This is a genomic window from Micromonospora wenchangensis, from assembly GCF_002210435.1.
In the GTDB taxonomy this organism is placed as follows: Bacteria; Actinomycetota; Actinomycetes; order Mycobacteriales; family Micromonosporaceae; genus Micromonospora; species Micromonospora wenchangensis.
Genome location: NZ_MZMV01000001.1, coordinates 197,299 through 220,246 on the forward strand (window position 1 = coordinate 197,299; position 22,948 = coordinate 220,246).

Sequence of the window (22,948 nt, forward strand, 5' to 3'; positions counted from 1 at the left end):
GGTCAGGTGGCGGGCAGCACCTTGGCGGCGAGCTTCGCCAACTCGCGCAACGCCTTGCCCCGGTGGCTGATCGCGTCCTTCTCCTGCGGGGTCAGCTCCGCGTTGGTCCGCTCCTGGCCGTCGCCCACGAAGATCGGGTCGTACCCGAAGCCGCCCTCGCCGCGTGGGGCGCGCAGCAGCCGGCCGGGCTGGCGGCCGTCGACCAGGTGCTCCTTGCCGCCGGGCAGCACCAGCGCCACGGTGCAGACGAACGACGCCCCCCGGTGCTCGTCGGGCAGGTCGGCGATCTGGTCCAGCACCAGTTGCAGGTTGGCCCGGTCGTCGCCGTGCCGGCCGGCCCAGCGGGCGCTGAACACCCCGGGCATGCCGTTGAGCGCGTCGACGGCGATGCCGGAGTCGTCGGCGATGGTGGGCAGACCCGTGCGCCGGCAGCCCTCCCGGGCCTTGATCAGGGCGTTCTCGCCGAAGGTGAGGCCGGTCTCGGGCAGCTCCGGGTACTCCTCGACGTCGTCGAGGCCGAGCAGGGCGATCCGGTGCGCGCCGAGCGCGCCGTCCAGGATGCGCTGCAACTCCACCAGCTTCTTACGGTTACGGGTGGCGAGCAGGACCTTGTTCATGATGCGAGAGCCTTCCGCTGCGCCTCGGCCAGTTCCAGACAACCCAACGACGCGACGTCCAGCAACGCGTCGAGCTGCGCCCGGGAGAAGACGCCGTCCTCGCCCGTGCCCTGCACCTCGACGAAGTCCCCCTCGCCGGTGCAGACGACGTTCATGTCCACCTCGGCGGCCACGTCCTCGACGTAGCAGAGGTCGAGCAGCGGCTCGCCAGCGACGATCCCGACGCTGACCGCGGCCACCGACCGGTGCATCACCCTCTCCGGCTTGCCGGCCAACGACTTGCGGCCGGCCAGCCAGCTCACCGCGTCGTAGAGGGCCACGTACGCGCCGGTGATCGAGGCGGTGCGGGTGCCGCCGTCGGCCTGGAGCACGTCGCAGTCCAGCACGATCGAGTTCTCGCCGAGCGCCTTGAGGTCGACGCAGGCGCGCAGGCTGCGGCCGATCAGCCGGGAGATCTCGTGGGTCCGCCCACCGATCTTGCCGCGCACGCTCTCCCGGTCGGAGCGGGTGTTGGTGGCCCGGGGCAGCATCGCGTACTCGGCGGTCACCCAGCCGAGCCCGGAGCCCTTGCGCCAGCGGGGCACACCCTCGGTGACGCTCGCCGTGCAGAGCACCCGGGTGCCGCCGAACTCGACGAGCACCGAGCCCTCCGGGTGGGTGCTCCAGCCCCGGGTCAACGTCACCGGTCGGAGTTGGTCGGGCCGCCGCCCGTCAGGTCGTGCCATCCCTGCACCCTATGCGGTCGCATGATCGGCGCATGCCCGGGTGGGCTCAGACGTCGTAGCTCGCGCCCGCCCGCACCACTTCCAGCGGCCCGGTGAACGCCCCGGCCGCCGAGGCGACGGTGTGCGACTCGCTGCCCCAGGCCGCCACCAGGTGGGTCAGCAGCAGCCGGCCCACCCCCGCCTTGGTGGCCGTCTCGCCCGCCTCCCGGCCGGTCAGGTGCAGATCCGGCGGGTTGTCCACCCCGTCGAGGTAGCTGGCCTCGCAGAGGAAGACGTCGGCGTCCTGGGCGAGCCGCAGCAGCGCGTCACAGGGGGCGGTGTCCGAGGAGTAGCAGAGCACCCGACCCTCGTGCTCCAACCGCACCCCGTACGTCTCGATCGGATGGTTGACCCGGTCCACGGTGACGGTGAACGGGCCGATCGGGAAGGTGCCCGGCTGGAGGCCGTAGAACTGGTAGACGTCCTCGACGGTGCTGTCGTCCTGGCCGTAGGCGGTGGCGAGCCGGTCCGGGGCGCCCGGCGGCGCGTAGACCGGCAGCGGCGGGTACGGGCCGTCCGGGGCGTACCGGCGGACCACCACGTACGACGCGGCGTCGAGGATGTGGTCGCAGTGCAGGTGGGTCAGGAGGATGGCGTCGGGGGCGTGCAGGCCGGCGTACCGCTGGAGGGTGGACAGCGAGCCCGGCCCGAAGTCGACGAGCAGCCGGAAACCCTGCGCCTCGATCAGGTAGGCGGAGCAGGGGGATTCGGGGCCGGGGAAGCTTCCCGCACAGCCCAGGACGGTCAGCCGCATCCGGTCGCCCCACAATTACGGTACGTAGTCGACACGCCGGAGTCAGCACCGATTATGATCTCTACCGACGCGTACGCCACGGTGCGCAGCCTACGCGCAGCGACGGCAGGGCAAGAATCATCTTCTGGAAGTTGTCATCAACGTGACACCCGCGGGGGCCGGCCGATGGTCCGCCGACCGGCCCCGCGCCGGGTCAGGCCCAGAGCTGCCCCTCCAGGGAGCTCTCGGCGTCCGCGAGGGTGCCGCCGTACGCCCCGGTGGAGAGGTACTTCCAGCCGCCGTCGCAGACCACGAAGGCGACGTCGGCCCGTCGGCCGTCCCGGACCGCCTCGTGCGCCACCGACAGGGCGGCGTGCAGGATCGCCCCGGTGGAGAAACCGGCGAAGATCCCCTCCACCTCCACCAACTGCCGGGTACGCAGCACCGCGTCCCGGGTGCCGACGGAGAAGCGCCGGGTCAGCACCGAAGCGTCGTACAACTCGGGGACGTAACCCTCGTCGATGTTGCGCAGGCCGTAGACGAGTTCGCCGTATCGCGGCTCGGCGGCCACCACCTGGATGCCCTCGACCTTCTCCCGCAGGAACCGCCCGGTGCCCATCAGGGTGCCGGTGGTGCCCAGGCCCGCCACGAAGTGCGTGATGGTGGGCAGGTCGTGCAACAGTTCCGGGCCGGTGGTCTCGTAGTGGGCGCGGGCGTTGGCCTCGTTGCCGTACTGGTAGAGCATCACCCAGTCCGGGTGGTCGACCGCGATCTGCTTCGCGGTGGCGACCGCCTGGTTCGAGCCGCCCGCCGCCGGCGAGAAGATGATCTCCGCGCCGTACATCCGGAGCAGCTGGACCCGCTCGGTGGAGACGTTCTCCGGCATCACGCAGACCAGCCGGTAGCCGCGCAACTTGGCCACCATGGCCAGCGAGATACCGGTGTTGCCGCTGGTCGGCTCCAGGATCGTGTCCCCGGGCCGGAGCCGGCCGGACTGCTCCGCCGCGCGGACCATGAACAGGGCCGCGCGGTCCTTGATGCTGCCGGTCGGGTTCCGGTCCTCCAGCTTGGCCCACAGCCGCACCGGCGGTGCCCCGTCGGGCACCGTCGGCGAGAGCCGGGGCAACCCCACCAGGGGGGTGCCGCCGCAGGCGTCGAGCAGGCTGTCGTACCGCGCCATGACGCCCGCCCTCAGCGGGCGGCGACGGCCGCGCGCCGTGCCGCCACCGCCGCGGTGGCCGCACGGTGCTGGCTGATCGCCGCCGCGGCGGCGAAGCCGAACGCCCCACCGGCCACGGCCGGCAGGACGGTCACGCTGTCGCCGTCGTTGAGCTTGGCGTCCAGCGCGCCCAGGAAACGGACGTCCTCGTCGTTGACGTAGACGTTGACGAAGCGGTGCAGCGCACCGGCGTCGGTGACCAGCCGGGCCTTCAGGCCGGCGTGCCGGGTGTCCAGGTCGGTGAGCAGGTCGCCCAGGGTGTCCCCGGTGCCCTCGACGACCTTCGCGCCGCCGGTGTAGCTGCGCAGGATGGTGGGGATGCGAACCTCGATGGCCATGACGTACTCCTTGGTCGGGTGTGCCTCGGTGCCGGACGGAACAGGGTGTGCGGAGCTGGGGGTCAGCTGCCGGAACACTCGTAGTCGACCGTCGCCGGGCTCTGCCCGAACATGTAGGACTGGACCGCGTGCGGGTCCACCCCGGCGTCCACGATCCGCACCGGCTCCTCGGTCACCACGCCGTCGACGATCCGGAAGGAGCGGATCTCCTCGGTGTCCGGTTCGCGGGTCGAGACCAGCAGGTAGTGCGCGCCCGGCTCACCGGCGAAGGCGACATCCGTGCGGGACGGGTACGCCTCGGTGGCGGTGTGCGAGTGGTAGATGACGACCGGTTCCTCGTCGCGGTCGTCCATCTCCCGCCACACCCGCAGGTGCTCCATCGAGTCGAACTCGTAGAAGGTCATGGAGCGGGCCGCGTTGTCCATCGGGATGTGCCGGGTCGGGGTGTCGCTGCCGACGGGTCCGGCGACCACCCCACACGCCTCGTCCGGGTGGTCCCGGCGCGCGTGGGCGACGATCGCGTCGACGATCGACCGGTCGATGCTCAGCACGTCGCCCAGCCTAGCGCCCACCCGCCGCGCCCGGCGAGGCGGTGACCGTCACAGTTCAGTCGATCATGGCGTTGAGCAGGGATTCCTGCAGATAACCCAGATAGGCGTAGACCGACAGTTGGAACACCCGTGACGACGTGGGGTCGTCGGCGACCGCGTCGTCGAGCTCCTCACCCAGGTCGGTGCCGTCCCTGATCTCCAGCCGGACGCCCATCGCCAGCCGGGCGTCGTTGAGCGCCCGCAGCCACGCCTCGGCCGCCTCGGCGTCCAGCCGCACCTCGCCACCGGCCGACTCGGGCAGCGCGGCCAGCACCGCCCCCGCCTGGTCGATCTTGGCGGTCTTCAGGTCGCCCTCGGTGTACCGGCGGAACTCCGCCGTGCCCGCCGGATCGTCCGGGTAGGCGTCGGGGAAGAGCCGCCCGACGACCGGGTCGGTGTGGTCGAAGCCGTCGGTGAGCAGGCCGACCACCTCGGTGGCGACCTTGCGCAGCACCCGGACCTCGTCAACGGCGAAGGTCGCCACGTAACAGCCGCCCTGGCGGCGGAACATGCTCACCGCGTCAACCCCCATCGCCGCCGCCGGACCCGCGGGCCCGGCTCACTCCTCGCGCTCACCAGACCCGCCGTGGTTCGCGACTGCGGGGCTCGCAAACCCGGCTCACTCCTCGCGCTCACGAACGGTCCACCGTCGCCCAGAGGCCGTAGGCGTGCAACTGCGACGCGTCGTGCTCCATCCGCTCCCGGGCGCCGCTGGAGACCACCGCCCGGCCCTTGTGGTGCACGTCCAGCATCAGCTTCTCGGCCTTCTCCCGGCTGTAGCCGAACAACTTCTGAAAGACCCAGGTCACGTACGTCATGAGGTTGACCGGGTCGTCCCAGACGATCGTCACCCACTGCCGGTCCTCGACCGGCACCTCGTCGGTGTCCGGCGTCTCGACCGGGGCAACCTGTGGAGCGGCCATGCCCCCCATCGTGCCACCGGAAGCGGCGATCCGATGAACCGGAACGCCGCGACGGCCCCGATCACCCTCCCGAGCTGCGCAAATCGGGAGGGCTGCGGACACGGCGGGGATTCGCACCGGGACGCTCGGTTCAGGCGAGCAGGATGCCGTGGTCGAGGGCGTCGGTGAGGACCCCGTCGAGCGCGAGCCGGAACGCCTCGAACCGCCGGGCCACCTCGCGGGACAACTCCAGCTCGACCTCGCGCAACGCCCGTTGCGCCCAGGACCGGGCGGCGTTCGGATCGTCGTTGCCGGGGCTGCGCCAGTGCTGCCAGCAGCCGCCGGACAGGGCGACCCCGATCCGGGGCAGCACCTCGGTCCGGGGTGCGCCGGGATGACCGAGCAGGGCGTCCAGGGCGCCGGCCCCGGAGAGCACCGCCACCCCGGCGGTGCCGGTGACCAGGAGCACCCGGTCCAGCTCCTGACCGGTCGGATGGTCGGCCAACCCCCACCGGACGGCCGCGCCGATGCGGTGGCGCACCCCCTCGGCCAGCGGTGCCCCGAAGATCCGGGCGGTGGCCCCGTCGAGGATGTCCCGTACGGCCCGGTCCTGCTGCTCGGTCGCGAGCAGGGAGAGCGCCTCCAGCTCCCGGTCGAGCAGTTGCGGCAGGCCCGCGCAGCCCACCCCGAAGACGATCTCCTGGACGGTGCGCAGGTGGATGTTGGCCAGTTCGAGCGCGAGCTGCTGGCGGATGCCCCGGGCGCGGAGCCGGCTCTGCCGCTCCAACCCCTCGGCCCAGTCGTCGCCGGGTGGTTCGGGGGCCACCGGCACCCGCCCGTGCGCGCCGGGCGGCACGGGTGGCCGGGAACTCGCCCGGCGCAGTCCCTCGATGGCCGACCAGCCGACCAACGCCCGGCGCAGGTCCGGGTGCTCGGCCCGGTGCACCGGGTACCAGTTGGCCTCGGCCAGCCCCGGCACGGCGGCCAGCAGCGTGGCGCGGTGCGCCGCGACGGTCACCGCCACCGGGTCGACCGGGCCGCCGGCCGGGGGCCCGTCGGGCGACGTCGGGAGGGCCACCCCGGTGTCGTCGGTGGCGGCCGGCTCCGCCGCCGCCCAACCGCCCGCGCCGGGGGTCACCACGAAGAAGACCCGGGCCCGGGTACGCGCCACCTCGGCGAGCAGGTGCAGGTCGGCGGCGGTGAAGGGCTGGTCGGCACCGATCACGAACAGCAGCGCGCCGGACCGGACGACCGCGTCGAGCAGGACCCGGCCGCCGGCCACCCCGAGGGTGTCGGTGTCCGGTGTGTCGAGCACGGCGAAGTGCCGCAGCAGCGGTTCCGGCAGGCTCAGCTCGACCCGGCGTGGGGCGCGGGCCAGCGCCGGGCCGGCGGCGGCCTGGTCGGCGCCGTAGGAGTGCGGCTGCCGGTAGCCGGGCACGTACGCCGCCCGGGTCGCCACCCGGGCGTACCGCACCAGCAGGCTGCTGCCCGCCGGGGTGACGAGCATTCCGGAGGGGACCCCGAGCAGCGCGGCGAGCACCTCGCGGCGGGCCGCCCCGGCGGGGCCGGCGGCCACCACGGCGAGCGGCTCGTCGGGGTCGACCTCGGGGGCCTGCGGGTGGGCCGGGAGCGGGCTCCGGGGCGGCAGCCCGACGGCGTCGGGATGGTCGGACGGGTCGTCGGTCATGTCGACCCCGGGGAGTGGACCGGGCTTCATTCGGCCTCCGCTCGACGCGGGCGGCTGACAGCACCCGCGGTAGGACGTCCGATCGGTGACGATGGGCTGCGGGAAGGTTACGGGCCGCACCCGGTTCCACCGGAACATCTCGGATACTCAGCAGTAACTGCGACATTACTCAACTTCACAGCGTGACCAGGTGTGTCCGGACCGATTTACATCGATATGCTGCTCGGATGAGTCGGTGGAGTTTCGTCGGCCGAACGGATGAACTCAACCGTCTGTTGGCAACGGTGCACGAGGGCCAGGGGCACGGGCTCTTCTTCAGCGGCAGCGCGGGCGTCGGCAAGAGCCGGCTGCTCCGCGAGGCGGTGGCCGCACTGCCGCCCGACCGGTACGCGCTGTCGTTCGTCGCGGCCAGCACGGCCACCGCGGCGCTGCCCTTCGGCGGGCTCGCCCCGGTGCTGCCGGCCGAGCAGCCACCCGGGCTCTCCCCCGCCGGGGTGCTGCGCTGGGGCGTCGACGTGCTCCAGGAGCAGGCGGCCGGGCGGCGCATCGTGCTCGCCATCGACGACGCCCACCTGCTCGACCCGCCCTCGGCGGCGCTGGTCCACCTGCTCGCCCGCGCCGAGAACACCACCGTGCTGGGCACCCTGCGCAGCGGCGAGCAGATCCCGCTGCCGATCCGGGCACTGTGGACCGACGACCTGGTCGCGCACGCCGAGCTGGCCCCGCTCGGCCCGGGTGAGACCACCGGCCTGCTCACCGCCCTGCTGGACGGGCCGGTCGACGCCTGCTCCGCCGAGCGGCTGTTCCGGCTCTCCGCCGGCAACCCGCTGCTGCTGCGGGAACTGGTGCTGGCCGCCACCACCGGGGGCGAACTGGTCCGCACCTACGGGATGTGGCGGTGGACCGGCCGGCTGGAGCTGGCCCCCAGCCTCACCGACCTGATCGACACCCGGATCGGCCGGTTGGACCCGGAGGTCCGGGCGGTGGTGGAGCTGGTCGCCTTCGGTGAGCCGCTCGGCCTGCGCCTGCTCGACCGGGCCGCCGACCCGGCCGCCGTGGAGGTCGCCGAGGAACGCGGGCTGATCAGCGTCGTACCCGACGACCGGCGGACGGACGTCCGGCTCGCCCACCCGCTGTACGGCGAGGTGATCCGCCGTCGCTGCCCGGTCAGCCGGACCCGCCGCCTGAAGGCCCAGCTCGCCGAGCGGGTGGAGTCGGCCGGCGCCCGCCGCCGGGGCGACCTGCTCCGGGTGGCGGTGTGGCGGCTCGACTCCGGCACCGCCCAGGACCCGGCCCTGCTGCTGCACGCGGCCGTCCAGGCGTTCACCCGGTACGACGTGCCGTTGGCCACCCGGCTGGCCCGGGCCGCGCTCGACGCCGACGGCGGCTACGACGCCGCCGAGTTGCTCGCCACCATCCTGATGTTCGGCGACCGGCCGGCCGAGGCGATCGGGGTGCTCGACGCGGTGGCCGACGACATCGCCTGTGAGGAGCGCCGCAGCCGCTGGCTCACCGTACGCGGGATGGTCAGCTACTGGGGCCTCAGCGAACGATCCACCGTGGACACCATCGCGGCGGCCGGGCACGCCCTGACCGACCCCGGGCACCAGGCCCGGGTCCGCGCCTTCGAGGCGATCATGCGGCTGCACGGCCTGGAGGTCGACACCGCGCTGCGGCTCGGCCGGTCGGTGCTGGACCGGCCGGCGGCCAGCGTCGCCGCCCGGGAGCTGGCCCGGTGCACCATCGCCCACGCCGACGCGGTGCACGGCCGGTTCCGGGCCAGCGCCACGGCGATCGACCGGGTGCAGGCGGAGGCGGCGAACTGGCGGGCCGACATGCCGTACCTGCAACTGGCCATGGAACTGGCCCGGGGCACCCGGCTGGCGCTCTCCGGGGACCTGGCCGGCATCGACGCCATCGTGGCCGACGAGTTCGCCGACCAGGCCGGCGCCGGTGACTTCCGGCTCGGCACCGGTTACCTGTCCATCCTCCAGGCGTACGCGGCGCGGCTGCGCGGTCGTGGCGACGACGCGCTCAAGGCCAGCCTCGGCGCGTGCGCGGTGCTCGCCACCAGCCGGGTCTTCGCGGGACTGGCGCACGCCGAACGGGCCCAGGCGGCGGTGCTGCGCGGCGACCCGGCCACCGCCGCGGAGGCGATGGCCGAGGCCGACCGGACCCAGGCCCCCGGCATGGCGGTGCTCCAACCGTGGCTGGAGCAGGCGCGGGCCGCGGTGCTGGCCGCCGGGGGCGACCCGGCCGGGGCGGCGCGGCACCTCGGCACGCTGGCCGACCGGTTGCGCGCCGACGGGTTCGCCGGCCACGAGGTGCTGGTGCTGCACGACCTGGTACGGCTCGGCCGGGCCACCGCCCCGGTCGGGCCGACCTGCACCGACGGCAGCCGGCGTACGGTGGCGCAGCGGTTGACCGAACTCTCCGAGACCGTCGACGGGGCGCTGACCCCGCTGCTCGCCCGGTACGCGCGGGCCGCCGCCGCCCGGGACGGGGAGGCCCTGCTGGAGGTGGCGGACGGCCTCACGAAACTCGACCTGACGGTCTGGGCGGTCGACGCCACGGCCACGGCGCTGCACGGCTGGCGGCGGGACCGCTCGACGTCGGCCGCCGCCGCCCACGAACGGCTCGCCGCCCTGCTCACCCGCTGCGACCAGATCCGTACCCCGGCGCTTACCGCGTTGCGGCCCACGCTCAGCGGCCGGGAGCTGGAGGTCGCCGCGCTCGCCGCCGCCGGGGTGACCAGCCGGGCCATCGCGGGCCGGCTGTTCCTGTCGCCCCGGACGGTGGAGAACCATCTCCAGCGGGTCTACAGCAAGCTCGGCATCACCGGCCGGGCCGAGTTGGGTGCGGCACTGCGGTCCGTCCCGGGCCACGGCGACGCTCCGACCGGCTGAACTCTAGGCTGGGCTGGTGAGCCACCTTCGCCCCGCGCTGCTGACCGACCACTACGAGCTGACCATGGTCAGTGCCGCCCTGCGCGACGGCACCGCCGACCGCCGGTGCACCTTCGAGGTGTTCAGCCGACGCCTGCCCGCCGGACGCCGGTACGGGGTGGTCGCGGGGACCGGCCGCCTGATCGACCTGGTCAGGGAGTTCCGGTTCGCCCCCGAGGAGGTCGAGTTCCTGCTCCGCACCGGGGTGGTGGACGAGCCGGCCGCCCGCTGGCTGGCCGACTACCGGTTCACCGGCGACATCGACGGGTACGCCGAGGGCGAGCTGTTCTTCCCCGGCTCCCCGATCCTCACCATCTCCGGCGGCTTCGCCGAGTGCGTGGTGCTGGAGACGCTGGTGCTGTCGGTGCTCAACCACGACTGCGCGGTGGCCGCGGCGGCCGCCCGGATGGTCACCGCGGCCCGGGGCCGGGCCCTGATCGAGATGGGCTCCCGGCGGGCCCACGAGGAGGCGGCGGTGGCCGCGGCGCGGGCGGCGTACCTGGCCGGGTTCCGGTTCACCTCCAACCTCTCCGCCGGCCAGCGGTACGGCATCCCCACCGCCGGGACCGCCGCGCACGCGTTCACGCTGCTGCACGACGACGAGCGGACGGCGTTCGCCTCGCAGGTCGCCACGTTGGGCCGGGACACCACGCTGCTGGTCGACACGTACGACATCAGCCAGGGCATCCGGACCGCCATCGAGGTGGCCGGGCCGCAGCTACGGGCCGTCCGGATCGACTCCGGCGACCTCGCGGTCATCGCCCAGCAGTCCCGGGAACTGCTCGACTCGCTCGGCGCCACCGAGACGAAGATCATCGTCTCGGGGGATCTCGACGAGTACGCCATCGCCGCGCTCGCTGCCGAACCCGTCGACATGTACGGCGCGGGCACCGCCGTGGTGACCGGCTCCGGCGCGCCCACCGCCAGCCTGGTCTACAAGCTGGTCGAGGTGGACGGGCGGCCGGTGGTCAAGCGGTCCGAGAACAAGGGCACCATCGGGGGCCGCAAGGTCGCGGTGCGCCGGCACAAGCCCACCGGCACCGCCACCGAGGAGGTCATCGTCTCGCAGGGCGTGCCGGACCGGCAGGCCAACGACCGGCTGCTCCAGCACTCGTACGTGGTCGACGGCGAACCGGTCGACCTGCCGGGCATCGAGCAGTCCCGCGAGCACCTGCGCCAGTGCCTGATCTCGATCCCGTGGGAGGGGTTGAAGCTCTCCGCAGGTGATCCGGCGATCCCGGTCACGGTCGTGCCGGCCGGTTGAGCCGTCGGGGCAGACTGGGTCGTGCCGCAGGTGGATCACCGGCGGCGAGCGGAGAGGAAGGGCACCGATGGCCAACGCGCTGATCATCGTGGACGTGCAGAACGACTTCTGTGAGGGCGGTTCCCTCGCCGTCACCGGGGGCGCGGGCGTGGCCGCCGGCATCTCGGGTCTGTTGGCCGGGGAGCCGCGGCGGTGGGACCACGTGGTCGCCACCAAGGACTACCACGTCGACCCGGGGGCGCACTTCGGCGACCCGCCGGACTACGTCGAGTCGTGGCCCCGGCACTGCGTGGTCGGCACCCAGGGCAGCGAGTTCCACCCCGACCTGGTGACCGACCGGGTAGAGGCGGTCTTCCACAAGGGTGAGCACGCCGCCGCGTACTCCGGGTTCGAGGGGCACGCCGACGACGGCGAGTGCCTGGCCGACTGGCTGCGCCGGCACGACGTGGACCGGGTCGACGTGGTCGGGATCGCCACCGACCACTGCGTGCGGGCCACCGCCCTGGACGCCGCCCGGGAGGGCTTCGCCACCACCGTGCTGCTCGACCTGACGGCGGCGGTCGCGCCGGCGACGCTGGACGTGGCGCTGCGGGCGATGGACGGCGCCGGGGTGACCCTGCGCGGGGAGCCGGTGATCAGCGCCGCATGAGCCGGTAATCGCTTGCCGATGTCGTACCCCCGGTCCAGGATGACCGCCGGAGGTACGGAGCATCATGACGTTGACGCCTTACCGGCAGGCCCTGGCCCAGCCCGGCCTGCGGGCCCTGCTGCTGGTCGCGGTGCTGGCCCGCATCCCGCTCACCGCGACGGGGGTGACGCTCACCTTCTACGTGGTGCTGGAGCTGGGCCGGGGTTACGGTGCCGCCGGCCTGGTCGGTGCCGCGTCGGTAGCCGGCACGGCCATCGGCTCGCCCCTGCTGGGCCGGCTGGTCGACAGGCGTGGTCTGCGTCCGGTGGTCGCGGTGACCACCGTCGTCGAGGCGGCCTTCTGGGCGAGCGCCCCGTCGTTGAGCCTGCCGCTGCTGCTGCCCGCCGCGTTTGTGGCCGGGCTGTTCGCGCTGCCGGTCTTCTCGGTCGTCAGGCAGTCGATCGCCGCGCTGGTGCCGGCCCAGCGCCGCCGCCCGGCGTACGCGCTGGACTCGATGTCGATGGAGCTGTCCTTCATGATCGGGCCGGCGCTGGCCGTGGCGCTGGCCACCGCCGTCTCGCCCCGGGTCACGCTCTGGGCGGTCGGCGCGGGCATCGTCGGCGCGGGCGTCGTCCTCTGGCTGCTCGATCCGCCCACCCGTAGCGTGGACGAGCCGGTCGGTCCGCAGCCCCGGGTGCCCCGGCGGCAGTGGCTGACCACCCGCCTGCTCGCGGTGTTCGCGGTGAGCGCCGCCGCGACCCTGGTGCTCGGCGGCACCGACGTGGCGGTGGTGGCGGTGTTGCGGGCCGGCGGCGAGGTCGGCTGGACCGGCGCGGTGCTCACCGCCTGGGCGATCGCCTCGCTGGTCGGCGGCTTCGCGTACGGGGCCGTCCGCCGCTCCTTCTCCCCGCTGGCCCTGGCTGCCCTGCTCAGCCTCTGCACCATCCCGGTCGGGTTGGGCGGCGGCCACTGGTGGCTGCTCTGCCTGACCCTGCTGCCGGCCGGCGCGCTCTGTGCCCCCACCATCGCCGCCACCGCCGACGCGGTCAGCCGGCTCGCCCCCGCCGGGGTGCGCGGTGAGGCGATGGGCCTGCACGGCTCCGCCACCACGGTCGGCATCGCGCTCGGCGCTCCGCTGGCCGGCGCGGTGATCGACGCCTCGGTGCCGCTCTGGGGCTTCGTGGTCACCGGGGCGGTGGGGTTGCTGGTGACCCTCGCGGTCCTGCCGACGGAGCTGCGTCACCGCCGCCCGCCCGTCGCCCCGGCACCCACCCTGTCCACGCCAGCACCAGAACCGGCACCGGCCGCCTGAGCCACCGCCCGCCGACCCGCCCCGTAGCCGCGTCACGACCGGCACCGCCCGGACGGCCGGCGACGCGCGGTGCCGGCGGCCACCCGGCTGCCGTAGGTGCGCGGTGGCCGGTGGTCCGAGTGGCCATGGGTGCGTTGCGGGCGTCACGCGCCCCGTCCCGTCATGGGGGTGCATGCGTAGCGGGCACACCCGGAGGTCCGCCGCCACCCGGGCACATACCTTCACCGTTGAGCGGTATGCCTCAGAGTCATAGATATGACTCTGAGGCATACCGCTCAACCGGGAGTGGGTCACCCCGGCGGGTTCGCACCAGTGGGAGGCGGGACCGGAACGTGCGCTCCACCGGGCTCCCCGGCCCCCGTCATCGCGAGGAACGGCGAAGGGCACCGCGCCCCGGTGGGTTGCGGTGCCCTTCGGTGGTTCGGGCGGGGCGTCAGCGCTGGTCGAGGTTCCCGGCGGTGTCCTCCTGGTAGCTGGCGCCGCCGTTGACCTCGCTGGTCAGCGGCTTGGCGCCACCCTCCGGCGGGCCGGCGATGCTCTGCCCGGCGGCCAGCTCGGGGAACTTCGCGTCGAACGCCGGGCGCTCGGAACGGATCCGGGGCATCCGGTCGAAGTTACGCAGCGGCGGCGGGGAGCTGGTCGCCCACTCCAGCGAGTTGCCGTGGCCCCACGGGTCGTCCACCTCGACGACCGGCCCGGTCTTGTACGACTTCCAGCAGTTCCAGATGAACGGCAGGGTCGAGATACCGGTGATGAACGCGCCGATCGTGGAGATCATGTTGAGCGTGGTGAAGCCGTCGCTGGGCAGGTAGTCGGCGTACCGGCGGGGCATGCCCTCGGCGCCGAGCCAGTGCTGCACCAGGAAGGTGGTGTGGAAGCCGATCATCGTGAGCCAGAAGTGGATCTTGCCCAGGCGCTCGTCGAGCATCCGGCCGAACATCTTCGGGAACCAGAAGTAGATGCCGCCGAAGACGGCGAACACGATGGTGCCGAAGAGCACGTAGTGGAAGTGCGCCACGACGAAGTAGTTGTCGTGCAGGTGGAAGTCGAGCGGCGGGCTGGCCAGCAGCACCCCGGTCAGACCACCGAAGAGGAAGGTCACCAGGAAGCCGATGGCGAACAGCATCGGCGTCTCGAAGGTGATCTGGCCCCGCCACATGGTGCCGATCCAGTTGAAGAACTTCATGCCGGTCGGCACGGCGATCAGGTAGCTGAGGAAGCTGAAGAACGGCAGCAGCACCTGGCCGGTGGCGAACATGTGGTGCGCCCAGACGCTCATCGACAGGGCGGCGATGGCGATGGTGGCGGCGACGAGACCCTTGTAGCCGAAGATCGGCTTGCGGGAGAAGACCGGGATGATCTCGGTGATGATGCCGAAGAACGGCAGCGCGATGATGTACACCTCGGGGTGGCCGAAGAACCAGAAGAGGTGCTGCCACAGCATCGGGCCGCCGGTGGCCGGGTCGTAGACGTGCGCGCCGAGCAGCCGGTCCGCGGCCAGCGCGAAGAGCGCGGCGGCCAGCAGCGGGAAGACCAGGATCGCCAGCAGGCTGGTGACCAGCATGTTCCACGTGAAGATCGGCATCCGGAACATGGTCATGCCGGGAGCGCGCAGGGTCAGGATCGTGGTGATCAGGTTGACCGCGCCGAGGATGGTGCCCAGACCCGAGATGGCCAGGCCGACGACCCACATGTTCGCGCCGACACCTGGCGAGTGCTCGATGCTGCTCAGCGGGGTGTAGGCGGTCCAGCCGAAGTCGGCGGCGCCACCCGGGCTGAGGAAGCCGGCGGTCGCCATCGTGCCGCCGAACAGGTACAGCCAGTAGGCGAAGGCGTTCAGCCGGGGGAACGAGACGTCGGGGGCGCCGATCTGCAGCGGCACGACGTAGTTGGCGAACGCGAACACGATAGGCGTCGCGAAGAACAGCAGCATGATCGTGCCGTGCATGGTGAACAGCTGGTTGTACTGCTCCGGCGACAGGAACTGCATGCCCGGCCGCGCCAGCTCGGCTCGCATGACCAGGGCCATCAGGCCACCGATCATGAAGAACACGAACGCGGTGACCATGTACATGATCCCGATCTGCTTCGCGTCCGTGGTGCGCAGCAGCCGCGCGATGGCCGACCCCTTGACCGGCTCTCGGACCGGCCATGGCCGGGTCACGACCGGCTTGGGTGCGACGGTGGTCACGAATGGCCTCCGGTTCTCGGTTGTCCCGCTCGGCACGCCTCGTCAACTGCGGGCCGTCATCCGAAAGGATGTTAGTCCCCGGCAGGTGGCAGCACCGCTCGGGGTGCTCTGGCACCATGTCCGGTCACCCGTGGCACCTACAGCGGGTCGACCAGGAGCCGGTAGTGCTCGCCGAAGATCCGCCCGCCCCGCCCGCGCAGCAACGGGTCGCGCAGCGCCGGCGGCACGTCCCGGGTGCGGTTGCGGTCGCGGGTCCGGTCCCGCACCCATCGGGTACGCGGGCGACGGCGGCTCTCGTACGCGACCAGGGCCGCCTCGACGCTGCCGGCGGCGCGGAGCGACTCGGCGAGGACCACCGCGTCCTCCAGCGCCATCGCGATCCCCTGGGACAGGGTGGGCGCGGTGGCGTGCGCGGCGTCGCCGACCAGCAGCACCCGGCCCCGGTGCCAGCGGCCCAGTTCGACCTCGTCGGTGAGCCCGACCTGCACGTCGCGCCAGGCGGCCAGCACGGCCGGCACGGGACCGCCGTAGCCGCCGAAGAGTTCGTGCAGCCGGGCCACCGGATCGGCCGGGGCGACGGTGCCGGCCTCGTCGGCGTAGCAGTAGAGCCGGCCGGCGCCGAGCGGCACCACGAGGAAGCCGGCCCGCCGGCCGAGCAGGGCCGTCCAGTCGGCCACGTCCGGGCCGTCGCGCACCACGCCCCGGTAGACCACCTGGCCGGCGAGGCGGGGCGGACCGCCGAGCGCGGCCAGGGCGCGGACCGCCGAGCGGGGGCCGTCGGCACCGATCACCAGGTCGTACTCGCCGCCGGTGCCGTCGGTGAAGGTGACCGCGACCCCGGCGGGCAGCAGTTCGACGGTGCTCACCTCGGCCCCGTGCCGGACGGCGCCCCCGGCACCGCTGAGCAGCACCTGGTAGAGGTCGCGGCGGGGCAGGGCCCGGCACTCCCCCACCTCGGCCCAGAGCGCGTCGAGGTCCACCTCGCAGAGCGGGTCGCCGGCGGCGTCGAGGAACCGTTGGCGGTGGATCACCTGCCCGAGCGGGCGGACCGGGCCGTCGAGGTCGAGCCGGCGCAGCGCGCGGGCGGCGTTGCCGGGCAGGTAGAGGCCGGTGTCGGCCAGTTCGTTCGGGGGGAGTTTCTCGGTGACGTCCGGCCGGAAGCCGGCCAACCGCAGGGCCCGGGCGACGGCCAGACCGGCGATGCCCGCGCCGACGACGAGGATGCGCAGGGGGGAGCCACGCATGGTGGTGTACGCCTCCGGAGGGGATCGGTACGCGGTGAAGGCAAGACACTACTCCGAGCGATCGGCGCACACCAGAGCCGATGATCCCTCACCCGGCACGCTCCGGACTGGACAGAAAGTTGTTCAGCCAGCTGAACGAGGTTCGATCGAAGAATACCCATCGGCCGGATGTCGTCCGTCTCACTACAGTGACGGCGTGACGACGGACGAGTCATACCGCTCGGTCAAGTCGGCGGGCCGGGCGCTGGACGTGCTGGAGGCGCTCGCCACCCCGGACGGCCCGCGCTCACCGGTGGAGCTGAGCCGGGCGCTGGGCATCCCCAAGAGCAGCCTGCACGCCATCCTGCGGACCCTGCTGGACCGCGAGTGGGTGGCCGCCGACCCGACCGGCACCCGGTTCTCGGTGGGGTTGCGGGCGCTGGAGGTCGGCGCGACGTTCCTGGCCGGCGCGGACGTCGCCGCCCTGCACGAGGTGACCCTGGACCGGCTGGCCGAGTTCTCCGGCGAGACGGTGCAGCTCTACCGGCTCGACCGGGGCGCGGTGGTGCTGTTGGCCCGGCGGGACTCGGCGCACATCGTCCGGCCGGTCTGCGCGGTGGGTCGCCGGCTGCCCGCGCACGCCACCGCGGCCGGCAAGGCGCTGCTCGCCGCGCGGTCCGACGAGGAGGTGGACCGGCTGTTGCAGTGGCCGTTGCCGGCGGTCACCGGGCGGACGGTCACCACGCCGGAGGCGCTGCGTGCCGAGCTGGCCGCGGTTCGGCGGCGGGGCTGGGCCGAGGAGTGGGAGGAGTGCAGTCCGGGGCTGGCCGCGGTGGCGGTGGCCGTACCGCTGCTGGAGCCGGCGGTGGACGCGATCTCGGTGGCCGCGCCGGTGGACCGGCTGGGGCCGGAGGCGCGGACCCGGCTGGCGGCGGTGTTGCGGGAGGCGGCGGCGCAGGCCCGGACGGCGCGCACGCTGCTCGCGCCCAACCTGTAGGACGCGGTTCACGTACGTGGACGAGATCGGCAGCGCACTTAACCGGTTCAGTTGCATGACAGTTTCAAGTATGTAAATGTGTTCGGGACCGTGGGAGCGCTCCCGGTCACGTCCGAGACACTCCGGCGCCCCCGCGCCGCAGCCAAGGAGCATCATGAAGCGTCCATTGCGGGCCCTCGCCGCCGCCGGCCTCCTGGCCGTCGGCACGATCGTGGCCGTCGCCGTCGGCGGCACCGCCTCCGCCGACACCCAGATCTGTGAGCAGTACGGCTCCACCGTCATCGGCGGCCGGTACGTGGTCCAGAACAACCGCTGGGGCACCACCGCCCAGCAGTGCATCAACGTCACCGGCAGCGGCTTCAGCATCACCAGCCAGCAGGGTTCCGCGCCGACCAACGGCGCGCCGGTGTCGTACCCGTCGATCTTCGTCGGCTGCCACTACACCAACTGCTCGCCGGGCACCAACCTGCCGGCCCAGGTGAAGTCGATCAGCAGCGCCCCGGGCAGCATCTCCTTCAACTACGTCGGCGGCGCGATCTACGACGCCGCCTACGACATCTGGCTCGACCCGTCGCCCAAGCGGGACGGGGTCAACGCCATGGAGATCATGATCTGGTTCAACCGGCAGGGCAGCATCCAGCCGATCGGCTCGCCGGTGGGCAACACCAACATCGCGGGCCGCAGCTGGGAGGTGTGGCGCGGCAACAACGGCGGCAACAACGTCATCTCGTACGTCGCCCCGTCGGCGATCCAGAGCATGAGCTTCAACGTGCTGGACTTCATCGCCGACACCCGCAACCGGGGGGCGATCACCAACGACTGGTACCTGACCAGCATCCAGGCCGGTTTCGAGCCCTGGCAGGGCGGTGCCGGGCTGGCCGTCACCAACTTCTCCCAGACCGTCAACACCGGCGGCACCCCGCCGCCCACCACCGCACCGCCGACCACGCCCCCGCCCACCGGCGGCGGCTGCGCGGTGAAGTACACGTCCAACTCCTGGAACAACGGCTTCACCGCCGACGTGACGATCACCAACCGGGGCGCAAGCGCCATCAACGGCTGGACGCTGACCTACAGCCTGCCCAGCGGGCAGCAGATCACCAGCTCGTGGAACGCCACCGTCACCCAGAGCGGGTCCACGGTGACCGCCCGCAACGCCGCGCACAACGGCAGCATCTCCCCCGGTGGCACCGCCAGCTTCGGCTACCAGGGCTCGCTGAACGGGACGTACTCCGCGCCGACCAGCTTCTCGCTCAACGGCGTCGCCTGCTCCCGCGCCTGACCCCACACCACCCACCACCACGCGGGGGCGTGACCTGCCGGTCACGCCCCCGCACCCCGTCCGGGCTCAGCCGCCCAGGGCGTCGATGTCGCGCATCTCCTCGGCGGTGAGCGAGAAGTTCCAGATGTCGACGTTGGCGCGGATGCGCTCCGGGGTCACCGACTTGGGGATCACCACGATCTCGTGGTCGACGTGCCAGCGCAGCACCACCTGCGCCGGGGAGACGTCGTGCGCGGCGGCGATCCGGGTCAGCACCGGATCGGCCAGGTCGCTGGTCTTGAACGGGCTGTAACCCTCCAGCACGATCCCCCGGTCCCGGTGCTCGGCGTGCCGCTGCCGGTCGTACAGCGACGGGCTCCACCGGATCTGGTTGACCGCCGGGTTCTCCTCGGTCGCCTGGATCAGCTCGTCGAGCTGGGCGGTGGCGTAGTTGCTCACCCCCACCGCCCGGGTGAGGTCCGCGTCCCGGGCGGCCAGCAGCTCCCGCCAGACCGGGATACTGTCCGCCGGAGACGACGGCGGCCAGTGGATCAGCCAGAGGTCGACGTGGTCGGTGCCCAGCGCCCGCAGGCTCGCCTCGATCGTCTCCCGCTCCCGGCCGACCCGGTCCGGCGGCAGCTTGGTGGTGATGAAGACGTCCTCACGGCGCAGGCCGCTCTCCCGCACCGCCCGGCCCACCTCCTCCTCGTTGCCGTACATGGTGGCGGTGTCGAGGTGCCGGTAGCCGGCGTCCAACGCGGCCAGCACGGCGTCGTAGCCGGCCCGGCCGGTCGCCTGCCAGGTGCCGAAACCGAGCAGCGGCATCCGCACGTCGCCGGGGAGCAGGACGGTGGGTTGGTCGAGGTCCATGCCGACCGTTCTACCCATGATCGGCGCGGCCATGCCGGGCGAGCGGCGAACCCGGGCCGATTGCCGGAGAATGCCGGTGTGCCGAGCACCGACCGGGCCGACGGCGAGGAGCATCGTGTACCTGACCCACCTGGAGTGTCCCCGCTGCGGCCGGGAGCACGACGCCCACCGGCTCACCAACCTGTGCGACTGCGGGTCACCGCTGCTGGCCCGCTACGACCTGGCCGCGGTGGCCGCCGCCGTGACGCCCGAACGGTTCGGGCTGCGCCCGGCCGACCTGTGGCGCTACCGGGAGCTGCTGCCGGTGGCCGACGAGCGGCACGTCACCACGTTGGGTGAGGGCTGGACGCCGCTGTGGCGCGCGCCGGCGTACGGCCACGAGATCGGCGTGGCCGACCTGATCGTCAAGGACGAGGGGCTCACGCCGACCGGGTCGTTCAAGGCCCGGGGTGCCGCCGTCGGCGTGAGCCGGGCCCACGAGCTGGGCGTACGGCGGTTCGCCATGCCCACCAACGGCAACGCCGGAGCGGCCTGGGCGACGTACGCGGCGCGGGCCGGGATGGCGGCGACCATCGTGATGCCGCTGGACGCCCCGACCATCTGCCGCCGCGAGTGCGTGGCCGCCGGCGCCGACCTGCTCCTGGTGGACGGGTTGATCAGCGACGCCGGACGCCGGGTGGCCGAGCTGGTGGCCGACGCGGACGGGGCGGTCTTCGACGCCGGCACGCTGCGCGAGCCCTACCGGCTGGAGGGCAAGAAGACGATGGGGTACGAGATCGTCGAGCAGCTCGGCTGGCAGGTGCCCGACGTGATCATCTATCCCACCGGTGGCGGGGTCGGCCTGATCGGCATCCACAAGGCCCTGCACGAGCTGCGCGAACTCGGCTGGGTGAGCGACCGGCTGCCCCGGCTGGTGGCGGTGCAGTCGACCGGCTGCGCGCCGATCGTCCGGGCGTTCGCCGCCGGTGAGGACCGGGCCCGCCCCTGGGCCGACGCGCACACCGCGGCGTTCGGGATCACCGTGCCAGCCCCGCTCGGCGACGAGCTGATCCTGACCGCGCTGCGGGAGAGCGGCGGGACGGCGGTCGCCGTCGACGACGCGGAGATCCTCACCGACCTGCGGGAGTTCGCCGCCCGGGAGGGGCTGCTGCTCTGCCCTGAGGGGGCGGCCTGCCTGACCGCCGCCCGGCACCTGCGGGCCGGCGGCTGGATCCGCGCCGACGAGCGGGTGGTGGTGCTGAACACCGGGTCGGGGCTGAAGTATCCGGAGACGGTGGACGTCGCCGCCGTACCCGTGGTCTGACGTCGCCGGCCGGTGTCCCCCCGGTGGGCGGGACACCGGCCGGTGACTGCGGGTCAGGGGCTGCGGGTCAGGACGTCGGCGGTTCGTCCTCGCCGGCGGCCTCCGCCGCGTCGGCCTCCTCCTTGGTGTGGTGCACCACCTGGTCGGCGTGCTCCGGCGGGCCGTAGACCGTGTAGAGCACCAGCGGGTTGGGCCCGGTGTTGACGAAGTTGTGCTTCGTCCCGGCCGGCACCACCACCAGGTCGCCCTGGGCCACGTCCCGGGTCTCCCCGCCGACCCGGGCCTCCGCGGTGCCGCTGACGAAGGTCAGGATCTGGTCGATCCCGTCGTGGACCTCCTCGCCGATCTCCCCGCCCGGCGGAATGGTCATGATCACCAACTGGGTCTTCTCGCCGGTCCAGAGCACCCGGCGGAAGTCCGGGCTCTTCTGGGCGACCGTCGCGATCGTGAAATGCTCCATGTCCCGCCCATACCCGCAACGGCGACGGATCACGCCGGGTCGTGCAGATGAGGCAATTCCCGGCCCCGGGCAGGTTTGCGCGCCGCCGGATCGGGCATCGAGCACCCCAGACCGGCGCGGGTGCCGCACCGGTCGCACCAGGTCCCCGCTGGCGTACCGCCGGAATGGCTGCGGTGGTGGGAGACGGTCGGAGCGCGGCGACGGACGGCCGGTGTGCCGTACGGCGCCGTGCGCCCGTATCCGCCGGCCTCAGGCCAGGACCGCCAGGTGGAACGGACGGTCCGAGACACTGCCGTCGGTGGCGAACGTCTTGACGAACACCCCGTTCGGGATTCCCGTCCGACCGACCACGCTGATCCCACCGGGGGGCGCGAGCCCGGCGCTGCCGGCCAACCCGATCGTGCCCACGTAGCCGGCGTAGCTGACGTCCTGGTCGAAGACGACCTGGTACATGCCGGGGGCGAGCCGGGTGGCCGACGCCGCGCCGAGCCCCCGGGCCAGGGTGCCGTTGGCATGCACCACGGCGTAGAGCATCCGGGCCGAGGGGGGCAGGCCCACCCGCCGGTCACCGGCCAGTTGGGAATCGGCCAGGGCCAGGTCGTTGCGGCAGGGTACGGGCTGGTTGACCGGGCGACGCCGGGAACCGGTGCTGGACATCGTGGTGCTCCTGCCTGCCGACCACCTGCTCGGGCCGGCAGCGATGGGGGATGGTGATCCGCGCCGACCGAGCGGATCCGTACTTCGAAAATATGTCGGTTACACCTTTTGCGACCACTCGCCCGACTGTCCGTTACCTGACATCCAACCCTTTGAGCTGCGAAAACATCCCCCGCACGGGCCGCCGCCCACCGACGGCCAGGGTGGCACCGCCCGATCAGCCGGCACCGGACCGGCCGGCCCCGCCCGGACGACGGCCGGGGCCGCCGACCGGGGCTAGCCTGCTGGGGTGGCCCGCCTGCTGCTCGTCGAGGACGACCTGACCATCCGCGCCCCGCTGGTCCGGGCGCTGCGCGACCGGGGGCACGCGGTGGCCGCCGCGTCGACCGCGATGGAAGGGCTGCGGCACACCCTCGACGACCGGCCCGACCTCGTCGTGCTCGACCTCGGCCTGCCCGACCTCGACGGCGGTGAGCTGCTGCGGATGCTGCGCGCGGTCAGCGCCGTACCGGTGATCGTGGCCACCGCCCGGGACGACGAACGGGAGATCGTCCGGTTGCTCGACGCCGGTGCGGACGACTACCTGGTCAAGCCGTTCACCGCCGCCCAGCTCGACGCCCGGGTCCGGGCGGTGCTGCGCCGGGGCGGGGCCGAGCGGCCCGACGGCGAGCCCGTGCTGGTGGTCGGCGGCCTGCGGATCGATCCGCGCGCCCGTCAGGTCACCCTGGACGGCACGCCGGTGGAGCTGACCCCGCGCGAGTTCGACCTGCTGCACCACCTCGCCGGCCGCCCCGGCACGGTGGTGACCAAACGGGAACTGCTCACCGAGGTCTGGCAGATCCCCTACGGCGGCGCGGACAAGACCGTCGACGTGCACCTGTCCTGGCTGCGCCGCAAGCTCGGGGAGAACGCCCAGCAACCCCGCTACCTGCACACCGTACGCGGGGTCGGGGTTAGGCTCGCCGCACCCGGGACCTAGCGCCGGGC

Annotated in this window: 22 protein-coding genes; 8 read left to right on the forward strand and 14 right to left on the reverse strand. The window is 73.0% G+C overall.

Going from position 1 to position 22,948, the window contains the following annotated elements; all coding sequences use genetic code 11:
* Positions 1–2 precede the first annotated feature (2 nt).
* The 9 genes from rdgB to B5D80_RS00820 all read right to left on the reverse strand — a co-directional run bounded on the left by rdgB (position 3) and on the right by B5D80_RS00820 (position 6,880).
* On the reverse strand, positions 3–617 hold the full coding sequence (gene rdgB, locus B5D80_RS00780) for an RdgB/HAM1 family non-canonical purine NTP pyrophosphatase (protein ID WP_088641776.1): 615 nt from the start codon (positions 615–617) through the stop codon (positions 3–5).
* Entirely contained in the window at positions 614–1,342 is a 729-nt protein-coding gene (gene rph, locus B5D80_RS00785; RefSeq protein WP_088641777.1) for a ribonuclease PH, read from the reverse strand. The genes rdgB and rph overlap by 4 nt, the downstream gene beginning before the upstream one ends.
* Before the next feature lie 46 nt (positions 1,343–1,388).
* Positions 1,389–2,135 carry an MBL fold metallo-hydrolase gene (locus B5D80_RS00790; RefSeq protein ID WP_088641778.1) on the reverse strand — a complete coding sequence of 249 codons (747 nt, stop codon included), beginning with the start codon at positions 2,133–2,135 and terminating at the stop codon, positions 1,389–1,391.
* A gap of 193 nt (positions 2,136–2,328) precedes the next feature.
* Positions 2,329–3,294 carry a PLP-dependent cysteine synthase family protein gene (locus B5D80_RS00795; RefSeq protein WP_088641779.1) on the reverse strand — a complete coding sequence of 322 codons (966 nt, stop codon included), beginning with the start codon at positions 3,292–3,294 and terminating at the stop codon, positions 2,329–2,331.
* Positions 3,295–3,305: 11 nt separating this feature from the next.
* Positions 3,306–3,671: a MoaD/ThiS family protein gene (locus B5D80_RS00800; RefSeq protein ID WP_088641875.1), complete on the reverse strand. Its 366-nt coding sequence runs from the start codon at positions 3,669–3,671 to the stop codon at positions 3,306–3,308.
* 62 nt (positions 3,672–3,733) lie between these two features.
* Positions 3,734–4,222, reverse strand: a complete 489-nt coding sequence (locus B5D80_RS00805) for a M67 family metallopeptidase (protein ID WP_088641780.1) — start codon at positions 4,220–4,222, stop codon at positions 3,734–3,736.
* 55 nt (positions 4,223–4,277) lie between these two features.
* The gene (locus tag B5D80_RS00810) at positions 4,278–4,772 is read right to left on the reverse strand and encodes a DUF2017 domain-containing protein (protein WP_194822040.1); all 495 of its coding nucleotides are present in this window, start codon (positions 4,770–4,772) and stop codon (positions 4,278–4,280) included.
* A 121-nt stretch (positions 4,773–4,893) separates the two neighbouring features.
* A complete protein-coding gene (clpS, locus tag B5D80_RS00815; protein ID WP_088641781.1) occupies positions 4,894–5,184 on the reverse strand; it encodes an ATP-dependent Clp protease adapter ClpS in 291 nt (96 codons plus the stop codon).
* A gap of 130 nt (positions 5,185–5,314) precedes the next feature.
* Positions 5,315–6,880 carry a hypothetical protein gene (locus B5D80_RS00820; RefSeq protein WP_088641782.1) on the reverse strand — a complete coding sequence of 522 codons (1,566 nt, stop codon included), beginning with the start codon at positions 6,878–6,880 and terminating at the stop codon, positions 5,315–5,317.
* Positions 6,881–7,077: 197 nt separating this feature from the next.
* Between B5D80_RS00820 and B5D80_RS00825 the strand changes: the two genes are divergently transcribed.
* From B5D80_RS00825 to B5D80_RS00840, 4 genes are all read left to right on the forward strand, one after another.
* On the forward strand, positions 7,078–9,756 hold the full coding sequence (locus B5D80_RS00825) for a LuxR C-terminal-related transcriptional regulator (RefSeq protein ID WP_088641783.1): 2,679 nt from the start codon (positions 7,078–7,080) through the stop codon (positions 9,754–9,756).
* Between the two features lie 16 nt (positions 9,757–9,772).
* On the forward strand, positions 9,773–11,059 hold the full coding sequence (locus B5D80_RS00830) for a nicotinate phosphoribosyltransferase (RefSeq protein WP_088641784.1): 1,287 nt from the start codon (positions 9,773–9,775) through the stop codon (positions 11,057–11,059).
* A 67-nt stretch (positions 11,060–11,126) separates the two neighbouring features.
* A complete protein-coding gene (locus tag B5D80_RS00835) occupies positions 11,127–11,708 on the forward strand; it encodes an isochorismatase family protein (RefSeq protein WP_088641785.1) in 582 nt (193 codons plus the stop codon).
* A 64-nt stretch (positions 11,709–11,772) separates the two neighbouring features.
* A complete protein-coding gene (locus B5D80_RS00840) occupies positions 11,773–12,999 on the forward strand; it encodes an MFS transporter (protein WP_088641786.1) in 1,227 nt (408 codons plus the stop codon).
* A gap of 433 nt (positions 13,000–13,432) precedes the next feature.
* Here B5D80_RS00840 and ctaD read toward each other — a convergent pair whose 3' ends face one another.
* Both ctaD and B5D80_RS00850 read right to left on the reverse strand, forming a co-directional pair.
* Positions 13,433–15,190, reverse strand: coding sequence for an aa3-type cytochrome oxidase subunit I (gene ctaD / locus B5D80_RS00845; protein ID WP_088641787.1), 1,758 nt, complete (start codon positions 15,188–15,190; stop codon positions 13,433–13,435).
* A 137-nt stretch (positions 15,191–15,327) separates the two neighbouring features.
* Entirely contained in the window at positions 15,328–16,434 is a 1,107-nt protein-coding gene (locus tag B5D80_RS00850; protein WP_088641788.1) for an FAD-dependent monooxygenase, read from the reverse strand.
* Positions 16,435–16,630: 196 nt separating this feature from the next.
* Here B5D80_RS00850 and B5D80_RS00855 point away from each other — a divergent pair, with 196 nt between their 5' ends.
* Entirely contained in the window at positions 16,631–17,410 is a 780-nt protein-coding gene (locus tag B5D80_RS00855; protein ID WP_158224098.1) for an IclR family transcriptional regulator, read from the forward strand.
* 154 nt (positions 17,411–17,564) lie between these two features.
* Positions 17,565–18,692 carry a glycoside hydrolase family 12 protein gene (locus tag B5D80_RS00860; RefSeq protein WP_088641790.1) on the forward strand — a complete coding sequence of 376 codons (1,128 nt, stop codon included), beginning with the start codon at positions 17,565–17,567 and terminating at the stop codon, positions 18,690–18,692.
* Positions 18,693–18,758: 66 nt separating this feature from the next.
* On the opposite strand, the gene B5D80_RS00865 is transcribed toward B5D80_RS00860, so the two are convergent.
* Complete coding sequence (locus B5D80_RS00865) at positions 18,759–19,541, reverse strand: aldo/keto reductase (RefSeq protein WP_088641877.1); 783 nt, start codon at positions 19,539–19,541, stop codon at positions 18,759–18,761.
* Between the two features lie 115 nt (positions 19,542–19,656).
* Between B5D80_RS00865 and B5D80_RS00870 the strand changes: the two genes are divergently transcribed.
* The gene (locus B5D80_RS00870) at positions 19,657–20,844 is read left to right on the forward strand and encodes a threonine synthase (RefSeq protein ID WP_088641791.1); all 1,188 of its coding nucleotides are present in this window, start codon (positions 19,657–19,659) and stop codon (positions 20,842–20,844) included.
* 67 nt (positions 20,845–20,911) lie between these two features.
* Here the strand turns inward: B5D80_RS00870 and B5D80_RS00875 are convergent, their stop codons facing one another.
* Together B5D80_RS00875 and B5D80_RS00880 are read right to left on the reverse strand one after the other, a co-directional pair.
* Positions 20,912–21,304, reverse strand: coding sequence for a cupin domain-containing protein (locus B5D80_RS00875; RefSeq protein ID WP_088641792.1), 393 nt, complete (start codon positions 21,302–21,304; stop codon positions 20,912–20,914).
* Between the two features lie 249 nt (positions 21,305–21,553).
* Entirely contained in the window at positions 21,554–21,961 is a 408-nt protein-coding gene (locus B5D80_RS00880) for a hypothetical protein (RefSeq protein ID WP_088641793.1), read from the reverse strand.
* 289 nt (positions 21,962–22,250) lie between these two features.
* Between B5D80_RS00880 and B5D80_RS00885 the strand changes: the two genes are divergently transcribed.
* A complete protein-coding gene (locus B5D80_RS00885; RefSeq protein WP_088641794.1) occupies positions 22,251–22,940 on the forward strand; it encodes a response regulator transcription factor in 690 nt (229 codons plus the stop codon).
* Positions 22,941–22,948: the final 8 nt, after the last annotated feature.

Coding starts and splice junctions, on each gene's coding strand:
- rdgB (WP_088641776.1), bottom strand. CDS start 617: ATGAACAAGGTCCTGCTCGCCACCCGTAACCGTAAGAAGCTGGTGGAG.
- rph (WP_088641777.1), bottom strand. CDS start 1,342: ATGGCACGACCTGACGGGCGGCGGCCCGACCAACTCCGACCGGTGACG.
- B5D80_RS00790 (WP_088641778.1), bottom strand. CDS start 2,135: ATGCGGCTGACCGTCCTGGGCTGTGCGGGAAGCTTCCCCGGCCCCGAA.
- B5D80_RS00795 (WP_088641779.1), bottom strand. CDS start 3,294: ATGGCGCGGTACGACAGCCTGCTCGACGCCTGCGGCGGCACCCCCCTG.
- B5D80_RS00800 (WP_088641875.1), bottom strand. CDS start 3,671: ATGGCCATCGAGGTTCGCATCCCCACCATCCTGCGCAGCTACACCGGC.
- B5D80_RS00810 (WP_194822040.1), bottom strand. CDS start 4,772: ATGTTCCGCCGCCAGGGCGGCTGTTACGTGGCGACCTTCGCCGTTGAC.
- clpS (WP_088641781.1), bottom strand. CDS start 5,184: ATGGCCGCTCCACAGGTTGCCCCGGTCGAGACGCCGGACACCGACGAG.
- B5D80_RS00820 (WP_088641782.1), bottom strand. CDS start 6,880: ATGAAGCCCGGTCCACTCCCCGGGGTCGACATGACCGACGACCCGTCC.
- B5D80_RS00825 (WP_088641783.1), top strand. CDS start 7,078: ATGAGTCGGTGGAGTTTCGTCGGCCGAACGGATGAACTCAACCGTCTG.
- B5D80_RS00835 (WP_088641785.1), top strand. CDS start 11,127: ATGGCCAACGCGCTGATCATCGTGGACGTGCAGAACGACTTCTGTGAG.
- B5D80_RS00840 (WP_088641786.1), top strand. CDS start 11,773: ATGACGTTGACGCCTTACCGGCAGGCCCTGGCCCAGCCCGGCCTGCGG.
- B5D80_RS00850 (WP_088641788.1), bottom strand. CDS start 16,434: ATGCGTGGCTCCCCCCTGCGCATCCTCGTCGTCGGCGCGGGCATCGCC.
- B5D80_RS00860 (WP_088641790.1), top strand. CDS start 17,565: ATGAAGCGTCCATTGCGGGCCCTCGCCGCCGCCGGCCTCCTGGCCGTC.
- B5D80_RS00865 (WP_088641877.1), bottom strand. CDS start 19,541: ATGGACCTCGACCAACCCACCGTCCTGCTCCCCGGCGACGTGCGGATG.
- B5D80_RS00875 (WP_088641792.1), bottom strand. CDS start 21,304: ATGGAGCATTTCACGATCGCGACGGTCGCCCAGAAGAGCCCGGACTTC.
- B5D80_RS00880 (WP_088641793.1), bottom strand. CDS start 21,961: ATGTCCAGCACCGGTTCCCGGCGTCGCCCGGTCAACCAGCCCGTACCC.